The sequence below is a fragment of the Dyella sp. C9 genome (assembly GCF_003332825.1).
GTDB lineage: Bacteria > Pseudomonadota > Gammaproteobacteria > Xanthomonadales > Rhodanobacteraceae > Dyella.
Genome location: NZ_QIRF01000029.1, coordinates 1 through 12182, shown reverse-complemented (window position 1 = coordinate 12182; position 12182 = coordinate 1). Strand labels below are relative to the sequence as shown.

The following is a 12182-nucleotide window of genomic DNA, read 5'->3' as shown; positions in this document are numbered from 1 at the left end:
CCCCCCCCATACTATTTATCATGAAGACCCGGCCTTTCGAGATGAGTGCCTGTCTCGTGGGCTCGGAGATGTGATAAAGAGACAGGCTCGCGAAAGCGCGCATATGGAACGAGCACTTTTCGCCCGTTATCCCAACTCACCCAAATCCCGATAGCGCTTCGACTCCCGCCCGGACAGCCACAGCGTCAGCCGGTCCGGCAGCATTTTTACCATGCCCTTGATGAAGCGGTTCACGCCGCCGGTGACGTGCACGACATCGCCGTGTTCCACGGCGTCGTGCCCCTCGCGCACCACCGCCTCGGCGGTCTGCCACATGAAGGCGGGCAGTTTGTTCATCAGCGGGCGCGTGCCCGTCACGTCATGGAATTCCGACCAGGTGAAGCCCGGGCACAGCGCGCACACGTTCACGCCCAGGTGGCGGTTTTCCAGTGCCAGCGATTGCGAGAACTTGATGAGGTAGGCCTTGCTCGCGGCGTACAGCGTATGGCCGGCCGAGCCCGGCACATGCCCTGCCAGTGACGCCACATTGATGATGCGGCCATAGCCGCGCTCGCGCATGCCCGGCAGCAGGCGCCAGGCCAGTTCGGTGGGTGCGGTCATCAGCACGCGGATAAAGGCCTCGTGAACCGGCCAATCGTTGGATTCGAACGTGCCGGGCACTCCGTAGCCTGCATTGTTGATCAGCCAGTCCACCGCCAGACCACGGGCTTGCAGGGCGTCGCACAACTGGCTGACGGCGGCAGGGTCGGCCAGGTCTGCCGGCAGCACAGTGACCGTGCGCGCATGGGCGGAACGCAGCTCCTGCGCAAGGGTTTCCAGTCGTTCGGTGCGCCGGGCCGTAAGCACCAGGTCGTGTCCGTGCGCGGCCAGGTCGCGTGCGAAAGCGGCGCCAATGCCGGCGGATGCGCCGGTGACAAGGGTGAGTGGGCGAGTGGCGGGCATCAACTGGTCTCTTTGTGGTTTTGTCGATTTTTGTCGTTACGGCAGTCACTTGGCGGGTGCCTCGTTGCCAGTGGCATGGTCGCCCGTTAAGCTTTCGGGTTTATATGCAACGGAACCCGCACATGCGCAAGAAACTCGTCGCCGGCAACTGGAAGATGCATGGAAGCCGCAGTATGGCGACTGCGCTGGTCGGTGACATCGTTGCCGCGCTGCCGGCCTCGGTGGACGTGGCCGTGTTCCCGCCGTTTCCCTACCTGGGCGAACTGGCCGCGCAGCACGTGGGCTCGGGCCTGGGCTTTGGGGGTCAGGATGTCAGCGAGCACGACGGGCAGGGTGCCTACACCGGCGAAGTGTCCGCAGCCATGCTGGCCGACGTGGGTGCGCAGTGGGTCATCGTCGGTCACTCCGAGCGGCGCCAGTACCACGGCGAGAGCGACGCGTTGGTAGCACGCAAATTCGCCGCCGCCCGCGCGGGCGGCCTTACGCCCATTCTCTGTGTTGGTGAAACCCTGGCGGAGCGCGAAGCTGGCCTGACCGAGGTCGTGGTGGCCCGGCAGCTCAAGGCCGTGCTGGCGTCCAATGGCATCGGCAGCTTCGATACGGCGGTCATCGCCTATGAGCCGGTGTGGGCCATCGGCACGGGCCGCACCGCCACGCCGGAGCAGGCGCAGCAAGTTCACGCGTTCATCCGTAGCCAACTGGAAAAAGAAGATGCTATGATTGCCCGACTGACCCGGCTGCTTTACGGCGGCAGCGTCAAAGCGGCGAATGCTGCGGACTTGTTCGCGCAGTCGGACGTGGATGGAGGGCTGATCGGGGGCGCCGCGCTGGTGGCAGCCGATTTCCTTGAGATCTGCGCTGCGGCGCACTGAGCGCTACGGACTCTACAAAGAGAACCATGTTCGTCATCTTCAGCGTTTTCTACATTCTGATCGCGGCAGCGATGATCGTGCTGATTCTCATGCAGCGCGGTGCGGGTGCGGATGCAGGCTCCGGTTTCGGCGGCGGTGCATCGGCAACCGTGTTCGGTGCACGCGGTTCCGCGAGCTTCCTCACCCGCTCGACGGCGGTGCTGGCTGCGTTGTTCTTTGCCCTCAGCCTCGGCATGGGCATTTACCTCGGCCACCATGGTTCGTCGCAGGGTGAGGGCGGCAGCGATCTGGGTGTGATGTCCGGTCTTGCCAACAAGCCGGCTGCCACGCAAAATGCGCAGCCCGCCGCGCCGGCCAATGCGGAAATCCCGCAGGCCACCAAGCCGGCGGCCAGCCAGGGCGACGTCCCGGCAGCCACCGCGCCGGCCAAGTCCGCGGGTGACGTGCCGGCCGCGACGGAACCGGCAAAGAAAAACTAAGTAAGACACCTGCCCAGGTGGCGGAATTGGTAGACGCACTACCTTGAGGTGGTAGCGCCGAGAGGCGTGGGGGTTCGAGTCCCCCCTTGGGCACCAATAACGAGTTTCAGCGAGTCTCACTGGAATTCAAAAGATCAAAGAAACCCGCTATTTAGCGGGTTTTTTTGTGTCTTTTCTATTCCTAGGCGTCCCAGGATGGCTCCCTGGAGCCGACGGTATCAGGCGGCATTTTTGTCGGTATGTGCGTAAGATGTTGCGCCATACCCAGAAGGCATGCTTGCCATTACGTACGATTCAGGGGGAAATATGGATTCTGCTCCAAAGAAGCTCGTCACTCAGCTCAGAGCCATCGATACTCAAGTTTCAGCCAACCCGGAGGCAAGGAAATACTCTGAGATTTGGGGGTGGCAGGCGCCAGCCATTGATAAGAATGATTTGGCGTACATGGCAAGAATGCTGGCGAGACGTGTTGAAGCGCTGGACTGGAGTCAGGCCGGTGATACTGCGGCGGAGATACTTGAAGATTTGGCGGGGAAGGCCGCGTCAGTCCTGCAGCATAACGTGCCTAATTTGACGGCCGGCCCCAATGCCGCCTTAAGCATCCAGGCCTATCTTTGTGCGGTCGACTTCCAGGTCAACGCAATTATGACCGTGGAGCAGGTGAGCTCTGTATTCCAGCTCCCGGCCAACTTAGGCAGGGGCGTTCGCGTGGCTCAGAAGCGATTGGACCAGGCCACCAGTCAAATGGAAGGCATAGAGGGAATTCTCGCCAACATTTTGAAGGCCCACGACGCTGCTGGGAAACTACCGATAACGCAGTCGGACTTGGAGGAAGCGTTGGAGGCCGTCGAGAAATCGAGAGCTGCCACCATTCGTTATGAAGTCTCCGCAGAGACGGGTGCCAACAAGGTGAAAGAGATCGAAGATCGCCTTGCGGGTGTCGCTAACGAGGCCAGTGGTGTCTTAGCGAGGGTGAACGCGGCTTATCGAGCTGCGACGTCGCAAGGTCTGGCTCAAGCTTTCTCTGCGAAGTCGAAGAAATTGAGCGATTCGCTTCTTGTCTGGACTGGCGTCCTATTCGCCGGGCTGGGTGCGGCTGTGTGGATCGCGCGCGAGAGATTTCCAGCGATGCTGGAGACCCTTAAGGAGACACCAAACTGGGGAGCGGTGGCCGCACACGGTGTTTTAGGGCTACTCAGCGTTGCGGCGCCGGTTTGGTTGTGTTGGGTCGCCACAAAGCAAATCGGGCAGCGATTCAGGCTGGCCGAGGATTACGGTTACAAAGCCGCACTGGCAACGGCCTATGAGGGCTACCGGACGGAGGCAGCTCGCCTTGATCCATTGTTTGAGGCGCAGCTCTTCGCTACAGCGTTGAACAGGCTGGATGAGCTCCCAATTCGGCTAATTGAGCGAGACGTTGCTGGAAGCCCATTCCATGAGCTTCTGACCTCTAAGGAATTTCGCGAAGCCATCGACAAGGTGCCAGAGCTAAAAGAGCGACTCGTCGGTATCATTCGTGCGAAACGGCCTGCAAAAGACGAACAGGAGCGGGACAAGGCCACGGTGGAGTGACTAGCCCGAGAGGCATGTCGGTATCTTTGACGGTATTTGTCCACTGATGCCTTGAAAGTTCGCATTGGGCTTTGACGTTCGAGTCCCCCCCCTGCACCAATCTGTAATGACGATGCTTCGCGTGTCTTCATTCGTGAAAACAAAAGAGCCGCCGCAAGGCGGTTTTTTTGTGCGCGCGATTGCCGTCCATGACGATCCTGTCATGATCGCCTCGCTGGCACGCTCCTTGATTCCCTTTTGCTTGAGTCGACACCGCGCAGAAACAGGCTGCGCTTTGCCGCGTGTGCAGCAACGAGCGGAAGGGGCCTTCCATGGAACTCAATTTCACATTGGTCGACGCCCAGGGCGAAACCATCGATGTCTTCTGCGAAGTGTTCGAGCGGGGCGGGGCCGTGTATTGGCATGCCTGGCTGTATGGGTTTGCGACCCTGCTGGATACGATGGAAGGTCACGCTTTCGATGAGAGCGCCATTCCTGGCCAGATCCAGGCGGAAGTCATGGTACGCGGCATTCGCGCACTGAATTGACGCTTGTGGGCACTATCTGACTCAGGCGGGTTTCGGGCGTCGCCACGAGAGCATCGGGCTCCATGCAAACCCTGAGTATCCTTGCCGCGGTAGTCCTCATCGGAGCTATGACCGGGTGCCCACAAAATGAACCCCGCGCAAGGCGGGGTTTCATCGATCAGGCGGCGATGGCCGGATTTGCTTGCAATCGACTCTGGTAGGCGCCTTCGGTTTCCCGATAGAGGCCGGACCAGGGGTCGAGCACGTAGCCGTCTACAGGTTCGGCGGAGACGCGGCGGGCATGAGGGTGGTTCTCCTCGCTGGCAATGGGCATATCAAGGGTCAGGGGATCCATATGCACTCCGGTGGTTGTCGCGGGGAGGTTCAGGCTATCGGCCCGTCCGTTGCTCCGTGGTTAAGGAGTGCGCGCATTTCGGCCAACGCAAAACTTATAAGTGCAGGGCTTTCACGCGTCAGTGACAGGCTTGCTACAGGCCGTGGTGGCGTTCATGTTTTTGCGATCGCGCGGCGCTATGGAAGTTCGTCACTTGCGGGTGACAATAGCTTCCTCCCCGCATGCATTCGGTACTGACCATGAGTGTGCACAAAGACGCCTACCGGCAGTTCCAGGACGAACTTGCCGCACTCGACAGGGATCAGGAGCGCAAACGCAAGGCGTCGATCGAGTCACCCATGGAGCGCGCCCGGCGGGAGTTCCTGGAGTTGCGCGAGCGCCATGGCCTCAGCGTGGCCGATGTGATTGCGTTCTTTCCGGAAGAAGAAGGCATCGCCTACCTGCAGTCATTGATCGCCGCAGCGGAGTCGCGCCCGACGACTGTGCGCAAGCGGGGCGCGAAGCGCTCGGAGAAGGGCGAGGACTGAGTGGTCGCCACTGCGCGACCAGGCTGCTTGAGCCCATGACGCATCGCTAACAAGACTTCTGCCATACAGCGGGGCATAGCCACGCGGAGACTGGTGATGATCGAGCAAATCAGCGGATTGCCGCCGGGTGCCGTGGGTTTTCGCGCCAGCGGCCAGGTGACGGCGACTGATTACGCGCGAGTTCTGGTGCCTGACGTGGAAGCCGCGTTTGCCATGAATCGCAAGCTGCGCCTGCTTTATCACGTGGGGCCGGACTTCACCGGTTTCGATCCGGGTGCCATGTGGGAGGACGCCATGCTGGGCGTGCGCCATTTCTCTGGCTGGGATCGCGTGGCGCTGGGGCCCGCTGTGCCCTGGCTGCGCGTGGCCACCCAGGCCATGAGTTTCGCCATCCCGGGGCATTTTCGCCTGTTTCATGACGCCCAGTTCGAAGAGGCCAGGTCATGGATCGCCGAGCCGCGCCCCGCCGAGGAAAATGGAAACAAATGAAACTTTCCAGGGAGCTTGCCAGGCGATGCGGCATGTGATGAAGTCGTGACCATGTCCAGCCCTTGCACCCTTGCTCTGTTTGCGCTTGCCGCCTCTGGCGCGGCAAGCAGGCTCGTGTGCGCACTGAACAACAATAACGCCAACAACAATACCCGCATCAACGGGTGGGCCGGCGTGTAAGCAGCAGTTACCGACATACACACGCAAAAAGGCCCGCTTACAGCGGGCCTTTTTGTTTTTACGCCTCGCGAAAAACAGACAAAGGAATCCAGCTCATGTGTTCGATCTTTGGCATGTTCGATCTTCAGCCGGGCGATGACCTGGCGGCGTTGCGCCAGCAATCGTTGGAGCTTTCGCAGCGCCAGCGCCATCGAGGGCCGGACTGGAGTGGCGTATTCGTCGACGCCGGGGTGATCCTGGTGCACGAGCGGCTGGCCATCGTGGATCCGGCCAGTGGCGCGCAGCCGCTGCGGTCGCGCGATGGGCAGCTGGCGCTCGCAGTAAACGGCGAGATCTACAACCATCGTGCATTGCGCGCGGCCAGTGACTACGACTTCACCACTGGTTCCGATTGCGAGGTGATCAACGCGCTGTATCGCATGGGCGACGATGCCGCGGATTGGGCTTCCCGTCTCAATGGCATTTTCGCATTCGCCCTGTGGGATAGCGCGGCGGCGCGCTACGTGATTGCACGGGACCCCATCGGGGTGTGTCCGCTGTATTGGGGGCATGATGCGCAAGGGCGCCTGTGCGTGGCTTCAGAGATGAAGGCGCTGGTGGGTGTGTGTGCCGATGTGGCCGCGTTTCCGCCGGGCCATGTGTACGACAGCGCGGATGGAGGCCTGCGTCGTTACTATCACAAACCCTGGCGCGATTACGCGCAAACGCGCGGGCACGATGTTTCGGCGGCCAGGTTGCGCGAGGCGTTCGAGCAGGCCGTGCATCGCCAGTTGATGACGGATGTTCCCTATGGCGTGCTGCTGTCCGGCGGGCTCGACTCTTCGTTGGTGGCCGCCTGTGCGGCTCGTTTCGCGCGGCACCGGATCGAGGAGGACGATCACGCCGAAGCGTGGTGGCCGCGACTGCACTCGTTCGCGATAGGGTTGGAGGGCTCGCCTGACCTGGCGGCGGCGGAGGTGGCGGCGGATGCGCTGGGCACCGTACATCACGGCTTCGCCTACACCTTCTGGGATGGGCTGGATGCCTTGCCGGAGGTCATCCGTCACATAGAAACCTACGACGTGACCACTATTCGTGCATCCACGCCGATGTACCTGCTGGCGCGCCGCATCAAGGCGATGGGGGTGAAGATGGTGCTTTCGGGCGAGGGCTCGGATGAGATCTTTGGCGGCTACCTGTATTTCCACAAGGCGCCGTCCCCCGAAGCCTTCCACGAGGAAACGGTGCGCAAGCTGGACGCCTTGCACAGCTATGACTGCCTGCGCGCCAACAAGTCGATGATGGCCTGGGGCGTGGAAGCGCGCGTGCCGTTCCTCGATCTGGAATTCCTCGATGTGGCGATGGGCCTGGATGCGCGCCACAAGATGGCTGGTGCGGGCCGCATTGAAAAAGCCGTGTTGCGCGAAGCGTTCCAGGGCGCGTTGCCCGATTCGATCCTGTGGCGCCAGAAGGAGCAGTTCAGCGACGGCGTGGGCTATGGATGGATCGACGGCCTGAAGGCCCACGCCGAGCAGGCGGTGAGCGACCGCGAGTTCGCCGCGGCGGCGACGCGGTTTCCGCACAACCCGCCGGCCAGCAAGGAGGCCTACCTGTATCGGCGCATCTTCGAGCGCTTCTATCCGGGGCAGGCCTGCGCGGAGACGGTGCCGGGCGGGAAGTCGATCGCCTGCTCATCGCCGGCGGCGCTGGCGTGGGACCCTGCGTTCGCCCAGGCGGCGGATCCGTCGGGGCGCGCGGTGAAGGGGGTGCATCAGCAGGCGTTGGCGTAGGGCGTGGTTTCGCCTGTCCGTCGAGGCTCGTCGGTGGTGTTTCGATGGGGTGCTTTGATGCGGGGCTGCGGCAGGATCGGCCCCTCACCCCCGGCCTTCTCCCCGGCGGGGAGAGGCGCCACCGGGTTGCGGTGCCGGGCTCCGGCCCGCTCTGCTACCATGTACGGCCGTTTTCCCAAGACTTCCCATCCATGATCGAAACCAATCCGATCCTTGCGCAGATCGCGGACCTGAAGGGCCGCGTCGAGTCGCTTAGGGGGTATCTTTGACTACGCCACCAAGCGTGAGCGTCTCGAAGAAGTAAGCCGCGAACTGGAAAGCCCCACGGTGTGGGACGATCCGCCGCGCGCGCAGGAGCTGGGCCGCGAGCGCGCCCGCCTGGACACCATCGTCAGCGGCATCGATACGCTGACCGCGGGTCTCGCCGATGCCGGCGAGCTGCTGGAAATGGCCGCTGCCGACAACGACGAAGGCACCGTGCAGTCCGTGGTCGAGGACCTCAAGGGCCTCGAGGCCAGCGTGGGCAAGCTGGAATTCCAGCGCATGTTCTCCGGCAAGATGGACGCCAACAATGCGTTCGTGGACATCCAGGCCGGCGCTGGTGGCACCGAAGCCCAGGACTGGGCCGAAATCCTGCTGCGCATGTACCTGCGCTGGGCCGAGTCGCGCGGCTGGAAAACCGAGCTGCTGGAAGTCTCCGGTGGCGAAGTGGCGGGCATCAAGTCCGCCACCTTCCGCGTGGAGGGCGACTACGCCTATGGCTGGCTGAAGACCGAGATCGGCGTGCACCGCCTGGTGCGCAAGAGCCCGTTCGACTCGGACAATCGCCGCCACACCAGCTTCACCTCGGTGTTCGTGTCGCCGGAAGTCGACGACGACATCGACATCGAGATCAACCCGGCCGACCTCAAGACTGACGTGTACCGCTCGTCCGGCGCCGGTGGTCAGCACGTGAACAAGACCGAGTCGGCCGTCCGTATCACGCATGTCCCGAGCGGCGTGGTGGTGGCCTGTCAGACCGAGCGCAGCCAGCACGCCAACCGCGACCGCGCGATGAAGATGCTGGCCGCCAAGCTGTACGAGATCGAGATCCAGAAGCGCAACGCGGAAAAGAACGCGCTGGAGGCTTCCAAGTCCGATATCGGCTGGGGCAGCCAGATCCGCAACTACGTGCTGGACCAGAGCCGCATCAAGGACCTGCGCACCGGCATCGAGCGTTCGGACACGCAGAAAGTGCTTGACGGCGACCTGGACGAATTCGTCGAGGCGAGCCTCAAATCGGGCCTGGATGCAGGCGCCAAGCGCGTGGATGCGTAACGCTCACGTCGTTTCGGGTTAGATCGCTTCATCGCTCTTGTTTCGTCGCCGCTGGCTTTATTGCTTGTCATCCCGGCGAAAGCCGGGATCCAGCGACCTCAATGGCTGGCGACAAGGGCACTGGATCCCGGCTTTCGCCGGGATGACGCCTCGAGCAAGTGGCCGCGTCGTTTCCCTGCGGCCGGCTAGAACTGGCAACAAACCAACCTACAGACTGGAATCCACGCATGACCAGCGACAACGTTTCTCCCGCCGCCGCTTCCGCCGAGTCCGTTCCGCAGGACGAGAACAAACTCATCGCCGAGCGTCGCGAGAAACTGAAAGCGCTGCGTTCGCAGGGCGTGGCTTTTCCGAACGACTACAAGATCGACGCCTTCGCCGGCGACCTGCAGGCGGAGTTCGCCGATGCGGAGAAGTGGACCGCCGAGGCCATCGAGGCACTGAGCCGCCGCGTGAAGGTGGCCGGTCGCATCATGCTCAAGCGCGACCAGGGCAAGGTCGCCTTCGTGCAGATGCAGGACTTCAACGGCCGCATCCAGCTGTTCATCCACCAGGGCACGGTGGGCGAGGATACCTACAAGGCCTTCAAGGGCTGGGACATGGGTGACATCGTCGGCGCCGAAGGCACGCTGATGCGCACGCGCACGGGCGAGCTGTCGGTCAAGGTGGACAAGCTGCGCCTGCTCACCAAGAGCCTGCGCCCGCTGCCGGACAAGCACCACGGCATGGCCGACGTGGAGCAGCGCTACCGCCAGCGCTACGTCGACCTGATCGTCACCGAGGAGGCGCGTCGCACCTTCGCGCAGCGTTCCAAGATCATCGGCTTCATCCGCAAGTGGCTCGAGGCCGAGCCGCGCCGCTTCATGGAAGTGGAAACGCCGATGATGCACGTGATCCCGGGTGGTGCTGCCGCGCGTCCGTTCGTCACCCACCACAACGCGCTGGACATGGACCTGTACCTGCGCATCGCGCCCGAGCTCTACCTCAAGCGCCTGGTGGTCGGAGGTTTCGACCGTGTGTACGAGATCAACCGCAATTTCCGCAACGAGGGCGTGTCCACTCGGCACAACCCCGAGTTCACCATGCTCGAGCTGTACCAGGCCTACGTCACCTACACCGAAATCATGGACATCACCGAAGCGTTGATCCGTGAGACGGCCAGGAACGTCATCGGTCACACCAAGCTGATGTGGGACGGCGTGGAGATCGACGTGGGGCCGGCGTTCCGACGCTGGAGCATGGAAGACGCCGTGCTTGAGCTGAATCCGGAAATCCGCCGCGAGGAGCTGCGCGATCGCGAGGCCATGGCCGCGCACGCCAAGCGCCTGGGCTGCCAGGTAAAGGCCGATTTCGGCTGGGGTCGCCTGCTGCTGGAGATCTTCGAGAAGACGGTGGAGCACACGCTGATCCAGCCGACCTTCATCACCGATCATCCGGTGGAGGTTTCACCGCTGGCGCGCGAGAGCGACACCAAGCCGGGCATCACCGACCGCTTCGAGTTGTTCATCAACGCCAAGGAGATCGCCAACGGCTTCTCCGAGCTCAACGACCCGGAGGATCAGGCGGCGCGCTTCATGGCCCAGGTGGAGGCCAAGGAGCATGGCGACGACGAGGCCATGCACTTCGACGCCGACTACATCCGCGCCCTGGAAGTCGGTCTGCCGCCGACCGGTGGCCTGGGCGTGGGCATCGACCGCCTGGTGATGCTGCTGACGGGGTCGTCTTCGATTCGCGATGTGCTGCTGTTCCCGTACATGCGTCCCGAAGCCTGAGCATCGGCACCATCGAAAACCCCGGCCTCGGCCGGGGTTTTCTGCTTTAGGGGTTCAGCGGGCGAAGCGGCGCAGGCGATGGCGCAGCAAGGTCGCCTGCAGCACATTGACTCCGCTGGAGGCTGCCCAGTAGAGACCAAGCCCCGCGGCCGCATGCCAGACCACCACAAACGACACCAGTACGGGCAGCACCTGCAACAAGGTCTTGGCCTGGGTCGACATGGCTGGGTTGAGCGCGATGGCCGCGTAGCTCAGCGCCGCTACCAGCACGGCGAGCCACACATCGGGACGGGCCAGTCGGGGAATCCACAGGAATGCGCCGGCGCCGCCCAGGCCTTGCCGGATGGCGCTGTACACGCCCAACCCCAGCGGGGCCTGCACCAGGGCGGTGAGCAGGCCGCCGCCCATGCCCGTGCCGACGCCGTGCTCGCGATACAGCGCACGCATCGCCGTGGCATGGGCCGCCGGGTCATCCGCATGGCGCTTGGCCAGTTGTTCCAGCTTCGGTTTCAGCGCTTCCATCCGGCGGCGCTGGTGCCAGCCCTGTTCGGCGGCGCGCAGCGTCCAGGGCAACAGGCCCAGCCGCACCAGCAAGGCCAGGATGATGATGGCCAGGCCATAGCTGTTGCCCACGCCGTGCGCCAGTCCGCCCAGCAGTTGACTGATCACTGCGACAAACCCATTCCATAGTTCCATGTCGACCTCCCCGTGGTGATGCGTGGCGAGATGGGCGCGCGCTGGCGGTTTGCAAGGGGCGGCCGCATGGCCTGCGCCATACTCGGCTAAACTTTGCGTTTTGCCGCGCAGGAGTTCCCCATGTGGTTTGCCATTAACGGTACCGATGTCCCTGACTCGCTGGAGAAGCGCAAGGGCGCGCGGCCTGCACACATCGAGCGCCTGCAGAAGCTGCTGGACGAGGGGCGTCTGCTGGTCGCCGGCGCCTTTCCCGCCATCGAGTCGGAAGACCCGGGTCCGGCTGGCTTCACCGGCAGCCTGATCCTGGCGCAGTTCCCCTCGCAGGCCGAAGCCGAGGCCTGGGCCAAGGACGATCCGTACGTGGCTGCCGGCGTCTATGCCAGCGTCAGCATCAAGCCGTTCCGCAAGGCGCTGCCGCCGGCATGAGCGCGCCGATGGTGGAACAGATCCGTGCGCGCCTGCAGCAGGCGCTGGCCCCGTCCGAGCTGGAAGTGCTGGACGAGGGTTACAAGCACGCCGGCCACGCCAACGAAGGCAAGGGCCATTTCCATGTGCGCATCGTCAGCGCGGCCTTCGCCGGCCAGCTGCCAATCAAGCGCCACCGGCTGGTCTATGCCGCGCTGCAGGGGCTGATGGACAACGGCATCCATGCCTTGTCGATCGACGCCCGGGGGCCGGGCGAGTAGGGCGATTGGGGGTGTGGGGC

14 protein-coding genes and 1 tRNA gene are annotated in these 12182 nt (G+C 63.2%); 12 read left to right on the top strand and 3 right to left on the bottom strand.

Annotated features, from left to right (window positions below):
* Positions 1-126: 126 nt before the first annotated feature.
* On the bottom strand, positions 127-942 hold the full coding sequence (locus DVU99_RS19455) for an SDR family oxidoreductase (protein WP_114241893.1): 816 nt from the start codon (positions 940-942) through the stop codon (positions 127-129).
* Between the two features lie 122 nt (positions 943-1064).
* On the opposite strand from DVU99_RS19455, the gene tpiA reads away from it, so the two are divergent.
* From tpiA to DVU99_RS19430, 5 genes are all read left to right on the top strand, one after another.
* Positions 1065-1814, top strand: a complete 750-nt coding sequence (tpiA, locus tag DVU99_RS19450) for a triose-phosphate isomerase (RefSeq protein ID WP_114241892.1) — start codon at positions 1065-1067, stop codon at positions 1812-1814.
* A 26-nt stretch (positions 1815-1840) separates the two neighbouring features.
* The gene (secG, locus tag DVU99_RS19445; RefSeq protein ID WP_114241891.1) at positions 1841-2293 is read left to right on the top strand and encodes a preprotein translocase subunit SecG; all 453 of its coding nucleotides are present in this window, start codon (positions 1841-1843) and stop codon (positions 2291-2293) included.
* Positions 2294-2304: 11 nt separating this feature from the next.
* Positions 2305-2389, top strand: a tRNA-Leu gene (locus tag DVU99_RS19440).
* 177 nt (positions 2390-2566) lie between these two features.
* Complete coding sequence (locus DVU99_RS19435; RefSeq protein WP_157971502.1) at positions 2567-3865, top strand: hypothetical protein; 1299 nt, start codon at positions 2567-2569, stop codon at positions 3863-3865.
* A gap of 311 nt (positions 3866-4176) precedes the next feature.
* Positions 4177-4392 carry a hypothetical protein gene (locus DVU99_RS19430; protein ID WP_114241889.1) on the top strand — a complete coding sequence of 72 codons (216 nt, stop codon included), beginning with the start codon at positions 4177-4179 and terminating at the stop codon, positions 4390-4392.
* Positions 4393-4549: 157 nt separating this feature from the next.
* Here the strand turns inward: DVU99_RS19430 and DVU99_RS19870 are convergent, their stop codons facing one another.
* Positions 4550-4726: a hypothetical protein gene (locus DVU99_RS19870; RefSeq protein WP_157971501.1), complete on the bottom strand. Its 177-nt coding sequence runs from the start codon at positions 4724-4726 to the stop codon at positions 4550-4552.
* Between the two features lie 239 nt (positions 4727-4965).
* On the opposite strand from DVU99_RS19870, the gene DVU99_RS19425 reads away from it, so the two are divergent.
* From DVU99_RS19425 to lysS, 5 genes are all read left to right on the top strand, one after another.
* A complete protein-coding gene (locus DVU99_RS19425) occupies positions 4966-5253 on the top strand; it encodes a 2-hydroxyacyl-CoA dehydratase (protein WP_114241894.1) in 288 nt (95 codons plus the stop codon).
* Between the two features lie 96 nt (positions 5254-5349).
* The gene (locus DVU99_RS19420; RefSeq protein ID WP_114241888.1) at positions 5350-5742 is read left to right on the top strand and encodes an STAS/SEC14 domain-containing protein; all 393 of its coding nucleotides are present in this window, start codon (positions 5350-5352) and stop codon (positions 5740-5742) included.
* A gap of 275 nt (positions 5743-6017) precedes the next feature.
* On the top strand, positions 6018-7691 hold the full coding sequence (asnB, locus tag DVU99_RS19415; RefSeq protein WP_114241887.1) for an asparagine synthase B: 1674 nt from the start codon (positions 6018-6020) through the stop codon (positions 7689-7691).
* 191 nt (positions 7692-7882) lie between these two features.
* Positions 7883-9008, top strand: a protein-coding gene (gene prfB / locus DVU99_RS19410; RefSeq protein WP_114241886.1) for a peptide chain release factor 2 whose coding sequence is annotated in 2 segments (ribosomal slippage) — positions 7883-7957 and positions 7959-9008 — 1125 coding nt in all. Because the reading frame shifts where the segments join, the coding sequence is not laid out codon by codon here.
* Positions 9009-9235: 227 nt separating this feature from the next.
* Positions 9236-10780: a lysine--tRNA ligase gene (lysS, locus tag DVU99_RS19405; protein ID WP_114241885.1), complete on the top strand. Its 1545-nt coding sequence runs from the start codon at positions 9236-9238 to the stop codon at positions 10778-10780.
* 54 nt (positions 10781-10834) lie between these two features.
* Here lysS and DVU99_RS19400 read toward each other — a convergent pair whose 3' ends face one another.
* The gene (locus DVU99_RS19400) at positions 10835-11476 is read right to left on the bottom strand and encodes a membrane protein insertase YidC (protein ID WP_114241884.1); all 642 of its coding nucleotides are present in this window, start codon (positions 11474-11476) and stop codon (positions 10835-10837) included.
* Positions 11477-11596: 120 nt separating this feature from the next.
* Here DVU99_RS19400 and DVU99_RS19395 point away from each other — a divergent pair, with 120 nt between their 5' ends.
* Together DVU99_RS19395 and DVU99_RS19390 are read left to right on the top strand one after the other, a co-directional pair.
* A complete protein-coding gene (locus DVU99_RS19395) occupies positions 11597-11902 on the top strand; it encodes a YciI family protein (protein WP_114241883.1) in 306 nt (101 codons plus the stop codon).
* Positions 11899-12162, top strand: a complete 264-nt coding sequence (locus DVU99_RS19390) for a BolA family transcriptional regulator (RefSeq protein WP_114241882.1) — start codon at positions 11899-11901, stop codon at positions 12160-12162. The genes DVU99_RS19395 and DVU99_RS19390 overlap by 4 nt, the downstream gene beginning before the upstream one ends.
* Positions 12163-12182: the final 20 nt, after the last annotated feature.